Origin of the sequence: Streptomyces sp. WMMC500, assembly GCF_027497195.1 — a bacterium.
Lineage (GTDB): Bacteria > Actinomycetota > Actinomycetes > Streptomycetales > Streptomycetaceae > Streptomyces.
In genome coordinates, this window is the sequence record NZ_CP114905.1 from 6,902,624 (window position 1) to 6,917,523 (window position 14,900).

The following is a 14,900-nucleotide window of genomic DNA, read 5'->3' on the forward strand; positions in this document are numbered from 1 at the left end:
CCCGTCGCCCGACGGGGTCCTCCGTTTCCCAAGCGCCGTTCAGGCGGTTCCGTTCCTGCGCAACCACTCCTCTTCCTCACCCGGTTCGGGTAGCACGCGCCCTCCTTCGACGGCGGACCGGGCGGGGCCGTCCTGGAGCACCACCATGGTCTGGCTCTCGTCCATGCCGGAAATCCGCACGAGCGCCGAGGACAGTCCCCGGGCCAGTCGCGTCGCCTCCTCCTGCGGGTGACCCCGCCGCACCCAGCCGGTGAGGATCAGCGGTGTCGCCGGCTCGCCGCCCGCGAAGACGCTGTCCGCGGGCAGCTCGGAGAAGACCACGTTGACGTAGGCCGGTGGCACGTGGTTGATGTCCACGTGGATCCGGGTGATCTCGGCTGCCAGCAGGGCCTTCACCTCGCTGGTCAGCGATCCCTGGGCCGCCGTGCAGGTGTAAGTGGGCATGAGGGCTCCTCAACTGTGCGGGGAACATGGCTGATTGACGTGCGGGCGGTGAGCAGGGCAGTGGTCGTTGACGGCCCGGGCAAGGGCTGTCGGGCTGTGGTCCCTGTCAAAAGCTTCTGCGCACGCCGCCGTCGATCTGGACCATCGCCCCCGTCAGGTACGACGCGGTGGGCGACATGAGGAACGCGGCGACGCGGCCGAACTCGTCGGGGGCTCCGAAGCGCCGCAGCGGGATGCCGGCGCTCGCCCGCTCGAAGGCCGCTTCGGAGTCTCCGGAGCGTCCGTAGAGTTCGCGTGCCCGGTCAGTTGCGATGTGGGCGGGCACGAGGCCGACGACGCGGATGCCCGTGGGGCCCAGTTCGTCGGCGAGACCCTTCGCATAACCGGCGAGGGCCGGCCGGAGGGCATTGGAGGTGGCGAGGCCGGGAATCGGCTCGTACACGGACGTGGAGAGGACGAAGCCGATGACACCGCCCTCGCCCAGTTCCGCAGCGACGGCGCGGGAGAGGCGTACCGCACCGAGGAAGGCCGACTCGAACGCGGCGCGCCACTGGTCGTCGCCGATCGTGTCGGAGGTACCCGTCGGTGGCCCGCCGACACTGATCAGCGTCCCGTCGAGTCGGCCGAAAGCGTCGCGGGCCGCGCTGACGAGGCGGTCCGGCGTTCCGTCATCGGCGTTGTCGGCCACCACCCCGATCGCCTGTCCGGGACCGCCGAGCTCCTCCGCGGCAGCGGCGACCGATTCCTCGCCACGGCCGCTGACGACCACCCTCGCGCCCTCCGTCACCAGCTCGCGGGCGGCTGCCCTGCCCAGCCCGCGGGTGCCGCCGGTGACGATGTACACCCGGTCCCTCAGTCCGAAGTCCATGACTGCCGTTCCTCGTTGATGGTGTGGACCGTGCGCCTTACAGCGAGGCCTTCTGGGGTTGTGTTTCGACGACGATGACGGTGGGGGCGTCGGCGGTCAGGGCCGTCATGAACTCCCGCTCCAGGTCTTCGGTGGTCTTGACCTCGACGGCCCGGCAACCGAAGCCGCGGGCCACGGAGGCGATGTCGATTCCGGGCAGGTCCAGGCCGGGTACGCCCGGGGTCTCCTCCAGCACCGCGAACGATTTCAGGATCGAGTACTCGTGGTTGCGCATGACCACGTAGACGACCCGGAGGTTGTGCTGGGCCGCCGTGTAGAGGGCCTGCACGGAGTACTGGAGGGACCCGTCGCCGATCAGACCGACCACCGGCCGCTGCACGCCCCGCTCCCGGTCGCCGAGCGCGACGCCGACCGCGGCCGGGGTGCCCCAGCCGATACCGCCGCTGGCCGTGGCGAAGAACGATTGGGACCGCGTGGTGGGGAGCCACTCGATCTGCTCCGCCATCGTCGAGGTCGACTCGTTGACGAACACCGTGTCCGGCGGCCGGACCCTGCTCAGGGCGGCGTAGACCTCGGCCGGGGTGAGCGGGCTGTTCGGCTCCTTCGGCAGCGCGCGCGGTCGCGGCATCGGCTGCGGTGCGGTCCTCGCGGATCCCTCGGCGACCATGTCCAGGAGCAGCTCGATCGCCAGCCCGGGATCACCGAGCAGGCTGTCACCCATCCTCGCCGCAGCCGCGACATCGGGACTGCCGGTGATCTGCAGCAGCTCGGTGCCCTCGGGGAGGTACTCGCCGGGCACGTAGGGGTAGTAGCGGAACACCTCCGCGCCGATCACGACCACGAGGTCGTGCCCGCGCAGCCGGTCGCCGACGGACTTCACCGACATGCCCAACGGGCCGCCGAAGAGAGCATGATCCTCGGGGAAGGAGGCCCGGTCCAACAGCGGAGACCCGTAGACGACCGCGCGCAGCTTCTCCGCGAGGGCCACAGCCTGGTCCCAGCCGCCGGCGCGATCGACCTCGGGCCCGAAGACCAGAGCGGGACTGCGACTGGCGGAGACGCGCTCGGCGAAGGCGCGCAGCCGCGCTGTGTCAGGCGCCACCCGGTCGCTCAGCGTGCGCACCCGGTCGAAGCCGGCCAGCGGGTGGTTCCAGTCGTCCATGGGGATCGACATGTAGACCGGTCCCGCCGGCGGCTGCAGTGCCATCGCATAGGCGCGCATGAAGGCCTCGGGGACATCTTCCGCGCGGACCGGCTCGTAGGACCACTTCACCCACGGCTTCGGCAGCTCCGTGGCCTCCCGGTTGCCCAGGTACGGATCCCCGATCACCAACTCCCGGTGCTGCTGCCCGGAAGTGATGATCAGGGGCGTGTTCCCGTGGTAGGCCGCCACGAGGTTGCCCACCGCGTTGCCCACCCCGGCCGAGGAGTGCAGGTTGACCAGCGCAGGACGGCCGGTGACCTGTGCGAAAGTGTCGGCCATGGCGATGACGGACGCTTCCTGCAACCCCAGCACATAGGTGAAGTCCTTGGGGAAGTCCTGGAGAAACGTCTGCTCGGTGGAGCCGGGATTACCGAAGACGGTGGTGAGTTTGAGCGTGCGTAGCAGGTCGTAGGTCACGCTGTGCACGGTGGACTGCTCGGTCATGGCTGCTACCGACTTTCCTGAGGTGGCGGGCAGCAGGTCATGACCGCTGCCGGAGAGTTACGGAACTGTGGGAGAACCCGCGTACGTGTGTGTCCCCGGCAAGCTCGTTTTCCGGGGTCTCAGGGGGCGCAGGGGCGAGTCTCGGTCCAGTCGGCCAGTAGCCGGCACGGCGGTGTGGGAGAACATGTTTCTACCTGCTGCACAGATACTGGTCACATGCATAAGAGCATGTGCTCCGGCATGTCTGCAAGCGACACGAAGGGGGACGCAGAGGTTGATAAGACTGCGAGCGGAAATCACGTTCCCCGGCATCACCCGGATGGTCGCCGCCTTGCGGCAGGCCGTGGTGGAGATCGCCGCTCAGCAACCTGGCTCCGCCACTCGTCAATGAATTTCCGATGCGTTTCAGTTGCTGCTCGCATCTTGGCGGAGCGGAACTGAACCCGGGCAGAAGTGGAAAGCCTCGAATCCCGCAGGATGGACCTGGTGTCCTGGCTCAGACACCAGCCGCAAAGTAGGTTTCGGGTAGCTGGACGAGTCCCGTTTCCCCGTCCTGGGCGCCGTCGTTGGTCTGATCGAGTGATCGAGGCCAAAGGGGCGTGCGTGCGGCAAGAGTGGTCGCCGGAGGAGCTGTTGGCGAACTGGACGCTGGTCGGCCGGACTGCCGAGTACCACCGCAAGTAGATCCGTGAGGCCCCGGGGTTGAGGCCGTCGGCGGTTGCGGACGAGAAGGCGCCGGCCGAGTGGCCGGCCGTGGAGGTCTGTCCGGTCGAGCTGGTGGAGGACCGGCAGCGCGAGACCCTGCTGGTCGAGTGCCGGGCGCGGAAGATCCAGCCGCCAGGCCGTACCCGGGTCGAGAAGGTACTCGTCGCGGCGCGGGGCAAGTGGGAGAAGACGTTCTGCGCCCGCACGATCGGCCGCCTGGGCCAGGCGGGCACGGCCCGGCTGCTGTCGCTGGTAGCCGAGGACAACGAGGCGGGTACCGCCCTGGTGGCCGCGCTCAAGCACGACCCGGGCGCGGTCGGCCTGGACTCCTTGCTGACGGAAATCCGGGCACGTGCGATCAAGCTGTACCCCTCGGACTTCCGCGACACGAGCGAGGACGTACTACGGATCACCTGCTCGCGGCGCTGTGCTCGTCCCGGCAGGCGGAGATCACCGACGCGCTGGTCGACTTGCTGGTCGCTCTGGTCCACAAGATCAACGCACGCGCCGAGCGGCGGGTGGAGAAGCAGCTCACCGCCGAGTTGAAGAAGGTCCGCACCACCTTGCGCTCCTCCTGCAGCTCGTACTACCGGCAGATGCCGCCGCCTGCTGAACACCCGAGCTTCGAGTGCAACAACACCGCCTCCCGGCCGGTGATGGACGCGATGAAGCTGCTGAAGAAGTCCGCCGACGTCGACGGCAAGACTCGCTTCCACGACGCCGGCGACGACGTGCCCATGGACGGCCGTGGTGCGCAAGGACTGGCGCGAGGCGGGGCCAAGCCAGGTCCCGGGTGCGTGGCGCCCGGGACCCTTCCCGAAGATGGCACTCAGTGCCATATTGGGAGTGTGAACTCTCTAATCTCCGCAGGTACGTCGCAGGCTTGGGCAGCACTGGGTGCCGATTCTTCTCTGCTCGACCGGGTGACCTACGGCGGTCCCTCCGGAGGACTGCCGGCGCGGCTGCCCGTCATGGAGCTGGCGAGGGCCACCGTCGCGGTGTGCTCGCTCGCGGCCGCCGAGCTCACTTCAGTACGCACGGGGCGGCCCGTGCCCCGGATGCGGATCGACGACGAGTCGGTCGCGACGGCGTTCCTCAGCGACCGGCTGATGCGGGTCGACGGGCAAGCGTGGTCGACCTTCGCGCCGCTGTCCCGGTTCTGGCGGGCGGCCGATGGATGGGTTCGTACGCACGCCAATTACCCGCACCATCGGGCCCGATTGCTCGCCGCTCTCGGGGTGCCGGGCGACGCTGGCGAGCAGGCGGTGGACGCGGTGGCCCGGGCGATCGCGGGGCGTACCGCGTTGGAGGTGGAGGAGACCGTGTACGCGGTGGGCGGTCTGGCCGTCGCGGCACGCAGCCCCGAGGAGTGGGCCAAGAGCGAGCAGGGGGTCCTGGTCGCGGGGCAGCCGCTGCTGACGACGGCGCGCGTCGACGACGCCCCGAACCGCGTGCTCGGTGACGCCGCGCTGCCGTGCGCAGGGCTGCGCGTCCTGGATCTGACCCGGGTGCTCGCCGGACCGGTCGCCACCCGAACGCTGGCGCTGCTCGGGGCGGACGTGCTGCGGATCGACGCCCCCCAGCTACCGGAGAGTCAGGAAGCCCACAACGACACGGGGATCGGGAAACGCTCGACCACCCTGGACCTGGGTGACGCCACCGGCCGCCGGGTCTTCGAGGAGCTGCTCGACGAGGCGCACGTGGTGGTTACCGGTTACCGGCCGGGCGCGCTGGACCGGTTCGGGGTGACGCCCGAGGCGCTCGCCGGGCGTCGTCCGGGTCTCGTGATCGCCCAGCTCTCCGCGTGGGGCCGTTACGGGCCGTGGCACGAGCGGCGCGGCTTCGACAGCCTGGTCCAAGTGGCCACCGGCATCGCCGAACTGGAGGGCTCGCCGGACTCGCCCGGCGCGCTGCCCGCCCAGGCGCTCGACCACGGCACCGGCTACCTGCTGGCGGCCGGGGTGCTGCGCGCGCTCACCGAACAGCACCGCGCGGGCGGCACCCGCCTGGTCCGCCTGGCCCTGGCGCAGACCGCGCACTGGCTGGTCCACGAGCTGGCCCCCGCTCCGGGCGAGGACGACGGCTTCGACGCCGGTCGCTGGTTGACCGAGACCGACAGCCCCATGGGCCGGCTGCGGCACGCGCTGCCGCCGGTGTCGTACGAGGGAGGCCCGGTGAACTGGGCACGCCCGCCGGGCCTGTGGGGCACGGACGCCGCGGTCTGGAGCGGCGCCTGACGAGAACTCTTCGGGGCGGTGCGCCCGTCAGACCGATGCGTCTGTGTCCTGCTCGGGGATCAACGGAACCGTGGTTGGCGCTGAGATTGATCACGGTGCGGGCCTGGTGGCTGTTTCCTAGGTGGTCGCTCGTGAAGACGACTTCAAGCGCGTGGAATCGCACGACTGCCCGATGTCCACCTGCGCCGCCCCCGCGGGCTCCCCGTGCCGTACCATGCCGTCGCACCGTCCGTTGTGTTGCCCGGACGCTCCTGAGGTTCGCGCACGGTCCCGGCTCGTTCCACTTCTGCCCCGGACACGCCTCAGCTCCTTAGCAGGTCCAGGTGAACGGTCGTGTCGCACAGTCGCTCCACCTGTGCCGGATCGTGCGAGACCAGGAGGACCGTCCTGCGGCCGCGTAGCGCCGCGATGGACTGCTCGACCGTGTCCCTGCTGTGCTCGTCGAGCGCGCTGGTGGGCTCGTCGAGGAGCAGTCCGGCCGGTTCCAGGGCCAGCGCGCGGGCGAGGCAGAGTCGCTGCCGCTGTCCGGCGGACAGGGTCTGGGCCGGGGCGTCGAGCCGGTCGGAGACCTCCTTCCACAACCCGGCCTCGCGCAGTGCGCGTTCCGCTCGTTCGCGCAGCACCTCCCGGGACGCGCGCAGGACGTGGCGCAGGCCGAACAGGGCGTTGTCGAGGACGCTGCCGCCGAAGACGACCGGTGTCTGGGGTACGAGGACGACTCTGGCCCTGAGATCCGCGTCTCCCTTGCCGGGTGCCACGGTGCGGTCGAGTACCTTCACGTCGCCCTCTCGGACGAGCCCGTAGGGGAGCAGGTCCACCAGGGCGCGCAGGAGGGTGGACTTGCCGGCGCCCGAGGGTCCGCACAGGCCGGTGGTGGACCCGTGTTCCAGGCTGAAGGAGAGGGGGCCGACCAGGGTCCTGTCGCGGGTGCGTACGCGCAGCCGGTGCACGGCGATCACGTCGTCCATCGTTCTCCTTCGAAGCGGTTGCGCAGCGCCATCGCGGCGCCGAGGAGTACCGCGGTGATCAGGACCAGCACCAGGGCGCTTCCCCACGCCTGGTCGACGGCCGGCGAGTCACCCGCGTCCTGGGAGAGGGTGAAGATGTGCGTCGACAGCGCCTGCACCGGGGACTCTACGATGCCGTCCGGCACCGTGGGAGCGCCGAAGAAGACGGTGGCGGTGAACAGCAGAGGAGCGGTCTCTCCCGCCGCGCGCGCCAGGCCGAGGAGCAGGCCGGTGACGGTGGCGGGCCAGGTGTAGGGAACGACGACGGACCGGATGTACTGGGCGCGCGTCAGCCCCAGTGTCAGTGCGCTCTCCTTGAGTTCGGGCGGCAGGCTCCGGATGCGTGCCGCGGTGGTCAGGGCGACGACGGGCGCCACGACGGGGACCAGCACGATGGCGCCGGCGAGCCAGGACCTTCCCCAGCCCATGGCGGTGGACAGGATGACGAACCCGGCCAGCCCCAGCAGGATGGTCGGCACTCCCCCCAGCACGAGCGTCATGGTCCGCAGGACACGAGCGGTCCGGGCGGAGGCATGGGTACCGATCAGGATGCCCGCACCGAACCCCAGCGGCAGGGCGAGCAGCCCCGTGGTGACGACGAGCACAAGGGTGCCCGCGATCTGGTCACGTACGCCGCCGCCGGCCGCTCCCGTGGCCGACGTGAACCAGAACGCCGGACGGAACGCGGCGCTTCCTCGCGTCGCCAGGAGGGCGAGCATCCCGATCAGCAGAGCGCTGGGCAGCAGCAGGGCTCCCAGCCGCCATGCCGTCACCAGTTGGTCCCGCCGGCGGCGCAGCCGCGGTGCCGGCCGGTGCCGGGCCGGGCGCGTGCTCTGGCGTCGTTCTCGTGTGCCCCAGAGCGTGGCCGCGGCCACCAGTGCCAGGAGGACGACGCCCAGTGCGCACAGGGAGGCGAAGTACGGTCCTGAGGTGCCGGCGAGTACGGGCTCGGGGCCGACGAGCTTCGTGGTCAGGGTCTGGCCGGGGTGGGTCAGCGAGTCGAGGAACGCGCCGAAGCTGTGGGGCATGCGTCCGTCGGCCCTGCCCACGACCAGGAACACCGCAACGGCCTCCCCCAGCGCTCGGGCGAGGCCGAGCAGGACGGCGGCGTGCATACCGGAGCGCGCCCGTGGCAGGACCGCCGAGCGAATCACTTCCGCGCGGGTCAGACCGAGTGAGTAGGCGGCCTCGCGGTAGTGGTCGGGCACCGCGGCCAGGGCGTCGACGCTCACGGCCACGACCGTGGGGACGATCATGACGGCGAGGACGGTACCGGCTGCCGCGAGGCTGTCCCCGCCCGGTACGCCGGCGATCGCCGCGATGACCGGACGGACGACGACGATGCCGATGAGGCCGTAGACGATCGAGGGCACGGCGGCGAGCAACTCCACACACATGCGCATCGGCCGGCCGATGCGCGGCGGGAGGTACTCCGACAGGGCGATGGCCGCCGCCCAGCCGACGGGTACGGCGAGGACGAGGGCGAAGACGCAGACCACGGCTGTGCCGTAGATCATCGCCAGGCCGCCGAAGGCGGCGTCGGGCGGGTTCCACGTGTCCTCGGTCAGCAGACTCAGCCAGTCGACGCTCCCGCTGCCGACACCGGTGCCGAGATACCCGACGACGGTCAGCAGCAGGCCCGCCACGGCGAGGGCTCCGGCACAGACCCAACCCCACACCCACCTGGACGGACGGGGGCGTTTCCGCTCCACCGGCATGACGTGTCGTCGAGCCGGTGTCCTGGTGGAAGCCACCGGTTACTTCTTGAGTTCCTCGAGCGTGAGGTAGCGGTGCTTGGTCATCAGCTCCTGGCCTTCCGGGGAAAGGACGTAGTCGATGAACTTCTTCTCCGTACCCTCCGGTTCACCATCGGTGATCAAATACAGCGGCCGGTCCATGGGGTACTCACCGGTGGCGACGTTCTCGGGACTGGGTGCGACGCCGTCCAGCGTCACGACGGCCAGGTCGTCGTGCCCTTCGACGATGCCGGTGGACAGCGGTGCCACGGCGCCGGGGGTCGACTTCAGCTTGTCGCGCGTTTCGAGATCGCCGCCGACGGTGGCGTAGTTGCCCGAATCCGGCGGGGGCGGGGCCTCTTCTTCGCCGTAGACGTACCTGTCGAGTTCTTCGCGCGTTCCGCGTCCGGGTTCCTTGTTGTAGACGAAGACCTCAAGGTCCGGGCCGCCCAGCTCGGACCAGTTGGCGATTCTCCCCTCGAACAGGTCACGTACCTGTGCCTTGGTGAGGTTCTTCACGCCGCCCTCGGCGACTTCCCTGGTGACGATGACCCCGACCGCGTCCGCGCCGACCTGGGTGGGACGGAAGTCGGTGTCGGGGTGGGCGGACTCGTCCTCCACCGCTATCGGCTTCGAACTCATCGCGATGCCGATCTGGCCGGCCGCGAGTTGGGAGATGCCGCCGGCGGAGCCGCCCTGGGTGGCCACGACGATGTCGAGACCCTTCGCCTTGAGTGCCTCAGCCGCGTCGGCGGCCACGGGAGCCACGGTGGTGGAGCCGCTGACCTGCAGAGCACCCCCTGCTCCGGCACTGTCGTCGGCGCAGCCGGCCACGGACATGAACAGCACGGCGGTCGAGGCGAGACAGGCGGCACGGCGCGTGTGAGTGAACACGGTGGGGGCCCTTCCTTCTGCAGGCGTGCTTGTGAGGTGCGCGCTGGGTGTGGGGTCCAGGACGAACTCGGCCTCTTCGGGCGGTCACCGGCGCAACGGTCGGCGACGGCCCCGCTGGGTCGAGAGGTACCGCTCGGTTTCCCGGAGGGAGAACCGGACGGGACACGCATGGCCGCAGAAGGTGGCAGGAGAAGGCACGAATAATCGAACTGGCTGGTCCATTGTCAGATCCTTCGGGTCGGCCGTGCCCTGAAGAGAACGCGGGGCATCGACGCCTGAAAGGGAATGCCCCGTGCAGACTGTGCTGGATCTGGTGCCGGTGTGCCGACAGCGCGTCGCTGTCGCCTGGACGAATGGTACAGGCCCGGCACCACGGCAGGAGTGTGGTCGGCCGGCTCGCGTAACGACGACTTGATACCGTCGGTGTCCGGATCGCGGACGACGTCCTCTTCGGCGAATGCGGCCCCAACTACAGGTGTCCGGGCACCGGGTCATTTCAGGAATGTGAGTCCAGGTGGTTTGCGTGGCGGCCGAGGTTCATGTGCGGCCACGCTCGGTAATTCATCTGACCGTGAATGCGGCGAAACTCGGACCATCTCTGCCCCGACACCGAGATTGCGTTTAGAGGCGGACGAGCCGGCCCGTACGCCGGGGAGAGTAGCCCGCAGAGGAGTCTCGTTGGCCGCACGACTCAGGTGTGGCCGTCGCTCGTTACGTATCCGTCCGCCCATGGCCGGGCTCCCGGCCATGGGCGGACGGTGTGATCTGGACTACCGCTGTCGTTGCCAGCGCTGGAAGAGCCCGGAGTTGCACTGAAGGGTGTAGACCCTGCCGGAAGAATCGGCGTCCAGGCAGAGGTCGCTCACCCGGTGTTGCACCCGGTTTCCGTCGGCGTTGGGAAGCCACCGCCACGCCTGGAAGGTGTTGCCTTTCTCGCATGGGCGCGCATAGACATCGCCCCTGCCGTCGCTGCCCGGCAGGTTGCTGTCCAGGCAGAGGCCGCCGTGTGAACTGACGACCCTGCGCCAGGGCTCACCGAACTCTGAGCGGTGCACGTGCCACAACTGCGCGCCGTTGGTGCGGCTGCAGTTCACGACCGTGGTGATGCGACCGTTGCCGTTGTGGTGCAGGCACTGTTGCGTCGCGTGGTTGCGGACGAGTGACGGCGTGTCTGCCGATGCGGGGAGCGGGGCCGCGACGAGAGCGGACGCGGCACAGACGAGGAGCATCAGTATGCGGGCAGAGAGTCTTCGCACGGTGACCAGTTCCTTCCTGCGGTTCATGGCACCTCCTCATGGCCCGGCCCATGCTTCCCGGAGGGGCGCCCAGATCCCGCCCAGACCCTGCCCAGATCCGCCCCGTCCCGCCCAGCGGGAGAACGCCCCGACCTCGCGCACTCCGCCCGCCCCCTGCCCGGTTACCTGACCGGGCGGTTGCGCGCGGAGGAGGCTTCCCGGCGGTCGAGGGCGGCGAGACGAGCGCGGAGATCCGTGGTGCTGATCTCTTCGATCTGCGTGGTGTTGTGGTCGGTGAGGATGCTCAGGGCGCGCTGCCAGTGGTGGCGGGCCTCGTCGCCGCGCCCGAGGGCATGGTGGCTGTCGGCCATGGCGGCATGGACGCGGGCTTCGTCCAGGCGCTGCCCGAGGACATGGGCGAGTTCGAGGGCCTGCTCGCACTCGGTGAGCGCCTCGCGCGAGTGGCCGGTCGCCTGCCTGGTGAGGGCGAGGCCAAGCAGGCCCTCGAACTGGCCGTTGGGGTAGCCGCCGGCACGCGAGAGCTCAAGGACCTGCCGGAAGCAGTTGGTGGCCGGTACGTGTCTGCCCTGCCGGCGGTACACGTGGCCGAGTGCCCACAGCACGTTGTGCTCCAGCCACCCGTGACCCACCGACCGGGTGAGGGCCAACGCCTCGGTGAGGTAGTCGCTCGCCCGGTCCAGTGTCCCCTGGATCTGGTGGAGGTGGCCGAGTCCGGCGAGCGCGTCGGCCTCGCCCGTGCGTTCACCGGACTCGCGGGCGAGAGCGCGGGCCTCCTGGTAGCAGGCTTCGGACTGCCGCACCTGCCCCTGGGTGTAGAGGACGTGCCCCAGGCCGAGCAGCGCCAGGGTCTCGCCGAACCGGTCGTCGCTCTCGCGGGCGATGTCCAGGGCCGCTCGGAGGTGACCGGTCGTCAGATCGTGCTGGCCGGTTCCGAACCGGGCGTTGCCCAGACCCACCAGCGCGTCGACCTCGCCCACGCGGTTGCCGATCCTGCGGGCGACCGCCAGAGCCCGTTCGAAGGAGTCTATTGCGGGATCTCTCCGATCCTGGCGATCCAGTGTCCATCCCAGATGAACGAGGGCCCGTAGCTCGCCGAGGCCGTCCCCGGTGCGGCGCGCGGCGTGCAGCGCGCGGTTGTGCAGGGCTTGTGCGTCGGAGTGCCGTGAACGGGTCCGCAGGTGGCGGTACAGGACCTCGGACAGGAGCACGGTGTGGGCGGCGGTGTCGGGCTCTGCCGCGTAGGCCGTGGCGAGGACATTGGCCAGTTCGGTGTCGAGCCAGACGGCTGCCCGGTCCGGGGTGTCGACCGCGGGGTTCGGGGTGTCGGGCCCGGCATGGTGCCGGCGGCGGTCGGCGTCGTGGGGATAGAGCAGGTCCACGGCGGCCGAGGCTGTGGACGCGTAGTGGTCGCGCAGCCGGGAAAGCGCTCTGTGCCGATGCGGTGCCGCCTCCTCGGCGGCGAGCTGGCCGGCGTGGGCGCGGATGAGGTCGTGGAACTCGTAGCGATCCGGCTGGTGCTGTTCGAGCATGTGGGCGTCGAGGAGGCCCTCCAGCAGCCGTTCGGCCTGCTCGACGGTCACGCCCGTGAGCGCCGCCGCGGCGTGGGAGTCGATGTCGGTCCCGGGGTGGAGACCGAGCAACCGGAACAGGCGTTGCTGATCGGAGTCGAGGTGGACGTAGGAGAGCTGGAAGGCCGCGGCGACGCTGCGCTCCCCGGCGCGCAGCTCGGTCATCCGGCGCTGCTGGTCGCGTAACCGGTCCACGAGGTGAGCCAGCGTCCAGCCCTGCCGGGTGCGCAGTCGGGCCGCGGCCAGCCGGATCGCGAGCGGCAGGCGGCCGCACAGCTCGGCGACCTCGTCGACCAGGGTGGAGCGGACGGAGGTGGCGCCGGTGAGAGCGAGGAGGAGGGCGGTGGCGTCGGCCGCGGGCAGTGCGTCGAGCGTGAGCGGCCGGGCGTGGTCGAGGCCGCTGAGCCGGCGTCGGCTGGTGACGATGACGAAGCACCCCGCCGTGCCGGGCAGCAGCGGCGCGACCTGCGCCTCACTGATCGCGTTGTCCAGCACGATCAGCATCCGGCGGGCCGCGACGCGGCTGCGGTAGAGCGCGGCGCGGGCGTCGAGCTGGTGCGGGATGCTCTCCCCGGGGACGCCCAGGGCACGCAGCAACTGGTCCAGCGCATCGGACGCGTCGACGGGGTCGACGCCCAGCGTGTGCCCGTGCAGGTCGATGAAGAGCTGCCCGTCAGGGAACCGCGGAGACAGGTGGTGCGCGGCACGTATCGCGAGCGCGGTCTTGCCGCTGCCGGCCATGCCGTCGATCGAACTGATCAGCACGACCGGGGGAGCGTCGTCCTGCAGCGGCGCGAGCAGTTGCTCCAGCTCGCTGTCGCGGCCGACGAACGTGGGCAGGTCGGCAAGGAGTTGCGCGGGACGGACGGCGGGCTCGGCGGGCCTGCCGGGCCCGGGCTCCGGGTCGTCCCGCAGGATCTCGGTGTGGAGCTGACGCAGCCGGGCACCCGGCTCGACACCCAGGTCGTCGACGAGCCGCCGCCGTGCGGCGGGGTACACCTCCAGCGCCTCGGATCGCCGGCCCGACCGGTGCAGGGCGGTCATGAGCTGGGCCCACAACTCTTCGCGGAGCGGATGTTCCGTGACGAGCCGCTGAAGGTCGTCGATGGCCGCATCGTACTGACCGAGCTGGACGCGGGCGGCGGCGGACCGCTCGACGGCCCGCATCCGCCGCTCCCGCAGCCGGTCCAGGTCAGCCCGCAGAGCGGGCCCGAGCCAGCACCCGGCAAGTGGCTCTCCCCGCCACCGGTCGAGAGCCGCCCGCAGCAGATCGACGGCGGCGTGCGCGTCCCCCTCGGCGAGCGCCCTCTCTCCCGCGTCGAGGAGCTGGGCGAAGTCGGCGACGTCCAGCTCGTCGCGGTCGGCGACCAGCAGGTAGCCACCGTCCTTGGTGACGAGCCGAGGCGTTCCGTCCGGCCGTACTCCGAGACGACGCCGCAATCCGGCGACGTACGTCCGCAGGTTGGTCTCGGGCGAGGCGGGCGGCCGGTCCCAGACCGCGTCCACGAGGTAGCCGACACTGGCGAACCTCCCGGCCCGTAACAGGAGCGCCGCCAGCACGGCCCGCTCCCGCGGCCCTCCCAGCGTGATCAGGGCTCCGTCGGACTCGACCTCCAACGGGCCCAGCAGCCGGAACTCCACGGCGCCTCCCACAACACGGTGTGACGCGATGGCCCGGAGTATAACCAGTTGGGAGGGTTTCGCTCAGTGCATGCTCGCACCGGTATCCCACACAGGATCAGAACGCTGAAGGAATACGGCAGCTCCGTGTGTGCCGCGCCGGGTTCAGTCGGTGACGAACCAGTCGTCCTTGAGGTATTCCAGGGTGCTGCTGCCGATCTCGTCCTCGCTGAAGGTGACGGAGGCCCTGACCGCCGCGGCCGGGATCTCGACCTCGGCGGGCGTGAGCACCGAGACGCCCTGCGGGTCGACCGTCGCGGTTTTCAGGGCCTCCTTCTTCTCCGGCGGGATCATCTGGAACACGGTGACGAACGTCGACGTACACGGGCCGAACCCGTCGTCTTCCGCCTGTTGGGCGGCGGGCCCGGCCACCTCGCAGACCGTGTCGATGTCCTCGCGGCCCAGGGCGTGGAGGAACTCCTCGTACCGCTCGATCGCGCCCTCCTTCGTCTTCGGCGCGGGCTGGTCACCTGCCGGTTCGGCCGACGGCTTCTCGCTCGGGGCGGACGGGGACGGCGCAGCGGAAGACTCTTCGACCTGCGTGGACGCCGATGGCTCCGAAACCTTCGCGTCCGACTCCTCCTTCGATTTGTCCGGGCCGCACGCGCACGCCAGCATCGCCACACACCCCGACAACGCCACGCTCACCATCGTCCGAGTCCTCATTCGGTCCCCCTCGCCTTCTAGCCGGCAACACAGAGACGTCACGCAGCCTCCCGCAGAACGGTTCCGGTCCAGGCGGAGCAAAGTTCGGAATCTCGCGGATCGGGGGAGCGCGCGGCGGCCGTACCTTCCGGGGCGCCGCGCTCGTTCCTGCAATTTCTTGCGGCAGTGCGTGCAGTCCCACTCTCTGTGGG

General features: G+C 70.2%; 11 protein-coding genes. 2 read left to right on the top strand and 9 right to left on the bottom strand.

Annotation, left to right across the window (positions count from 1 at the left end; genetic code table 11):
• Window positions 1-39 precede the first annotated feature (39 nt).
• The 3 genes from O7599_RS29720 to mdlC form a co-directional block, all read right to left on the bottom strand.
• On the bottom strand, window positions 40-444 hold the full coding sequence (locus O7599_RS29720) for a tautomerase family protein (RefSeq protein ID WP_281618685.1): 405 nt from the start codon (window positions 442-444) through the stop codon (window positions 40-42).
• Window positions 445-550: 106 nt separating this feature from the next.
• Window positions 551-1,312, bottom strand: coding sequence for an SDR family oxidoreductase (locus tag O7599_RS29725; RefSeq protein WP_281618686.1), 762 nt, complete (start codon window positions 1,310-1,312; stop codon window positions 551-553).
• A gap of 37 nt (window positions 1,313-1,349) precedes the next feature.
• Complete coding sequence (mdlC, locus tag O7599_RS29730; RefSeq protein ID WP_281618687.1) at window positions 1,350-2,960, bottom strand: benzoylformate decarboxylase; 1,611 nt, start codon at window positions 2,958-2,960, stop codon at window positions 1,350-1,352.
• 702 nt (window positions 2,961-3,662) lie between these two features.
• On the opposite strand from mdlC, the gene O7599_RS29735 reads away from it, so the two are divergent.
• A complete protein-coding gene (locus tag O7599_RS29735) occupies window positions 3,663-4,211 on the top strand; it encodes a hypothetical protein (RefSeq protein WP_281618688.1) in 549 nt (182 codons plus the stop codon).
• A 302-nt stretch (window positions 4,212-4,513) separates the two neighbouring features.
• The gene (locus O7599_RS29740) at window positions 4,514-5,902 is read left to right on the top strand and encodes a CoA transferase (RefSeq protein WP_281623572.1); all 1,389 of its coding nucleotides are present in this window, start codon (window positions 4,514-4,516) and stop codon (window positions 5,900-5,902) included.
• 302 nt (window positions 5,903-6,204) lie between these two features.
• On the opposite strand, the gene O7599_RS29745 is transcribed toward O7599_RS29740, so the two are convergent.
• The 6 genes from O7599_RS29745 to O7599_RS29770 all read right to left on the bottom strand — a co-directional run bounded on the left by O7599_RS29745 (window position 6,205) and on the right by O7599_RS29770 (window position 14,709).
• The gene (locus O7599_RS29745; RefSeq protein ID WP_281618689.1) at window positions 6,205-6,870 is read right to left on the bottom strand and encodes an ATP-binding cassette domain-containing protein; all 666 of its coding nucleotides are present in this window, start codon (window positions 6,868-6,870) and stop codon (window positions 6,205-6,207) included.
• Window positions 6,858-8,555, bottom strand: coding sequence for a phosphate ABC transporter permease subunit PstC (pstC, locus tag O7599_RS29750; protein WP_281618690.1), 1,698 nt, complete (start codon window positions 8,553-8,555; stop codon window positions 6,858-6,860). The genes O7599_RS29745 and pstC overlap by 13 nt, the downstream gene beginning before the upstream one ends.
• 111 nt (window positions 8,556-8,666) lie before the next feature.
• Window positions 8,667-9,539: a phosphate ABC transporter substrate-binding protein gene (locus tag O7599_RS29755; RefSeq protein ID WP_281618691.1), complete on the bottom strand. Its 873-nt coding sequence runs from the start codon at window positions 9,537-9,539 to the stop codon at window positions 8,667-8,669.
• A gap of 770 nt (window positions 9,540-10,309) precedes the next feature.
• Complete coding sequence (locus O7599_RS29760; protein WP_281618692.1) at window positions 10,310-10,822, bottom strand: RICIN domain-containing protein; 513 nt, start codon at window positions 10,820-10,822, stop codon at window positions 10,310-10,312.
• Between the two features lie 134 nt (window positions 10,823-10,956).
• A complete protein-coding gene (locus O7599_RS29765; RefSeq protein WP_281618693.1) occupies window positions 10,957-14,004 on the bottom strand; it encodes a BTAD domain-containing putative transcriptional regulator in 3,048 nt (1,015 codons plus the stop codon).
• Between the two features lie 144 nt (window positions 14,005-14,148).
• Window positions 14,149-14,709 carry a hypothetical protein gene (locus O7599_RS29770; protein WP_281618694.1) on the bottom strand — a complete coding sequence of 187 codons (561 nt, stop codon included), beginning with the start codon at window positions 14,707-14,709 and terminating at the stop codon, window positions 14,149-14,151.
• Between the last annotated feature and the right edge of the window lie 191 nt (window positions 14,710-14,900).

What these genes read in the sequence shown, in the direction of transcription:
- O7599_RS29770 (WP_281618694.1), bottom strand. Translation starts at nt 14,709, where the DNA reads ATGAGGACTCGGACGATGGTGAGCGTGGCGTTGTCGGGGTGTGTGGCG.
- O7599_RS29745 (WP_281618689.1), bottom strand. Translation starts at nt 6,870, where the DNA reads ATGGACGACGTGATCGCCGTGCACCGGCTGCGCGTACGCACCCGCGAC.
- O7599_RS29725 (WP_281618686.1), bottom strand. Translation starts at nt 1,312, where the DNA reads ATGGACTTCGGACTGAGGGACCGGGTGTACATCGTCACCGGCGGCACC.
- O7599_RS29760 (WP_281618692.1), bottom strand. Translation starts at nt 10,822, where the DNA reads ATGAACCGCAGGAAGGAACTGGTCACCGTGCGAAGACTCTCTGCCCGC.
- mdlC (WP_281618687.1), bottom strand. Translation starts at nt 2,960, where the DNA reads ATGACCGAGCAGTCCACCGTGCACAGCGTGACCTACGACCTGCTACGC.
- O7599_RS29720 (WP_281618685.1), bottom strand. Translation starts at nt 444, where the DNA reads ATGCCCACTTACACCTGCACGGCGGCCCAGGGATCGCTGACCAGCGAG.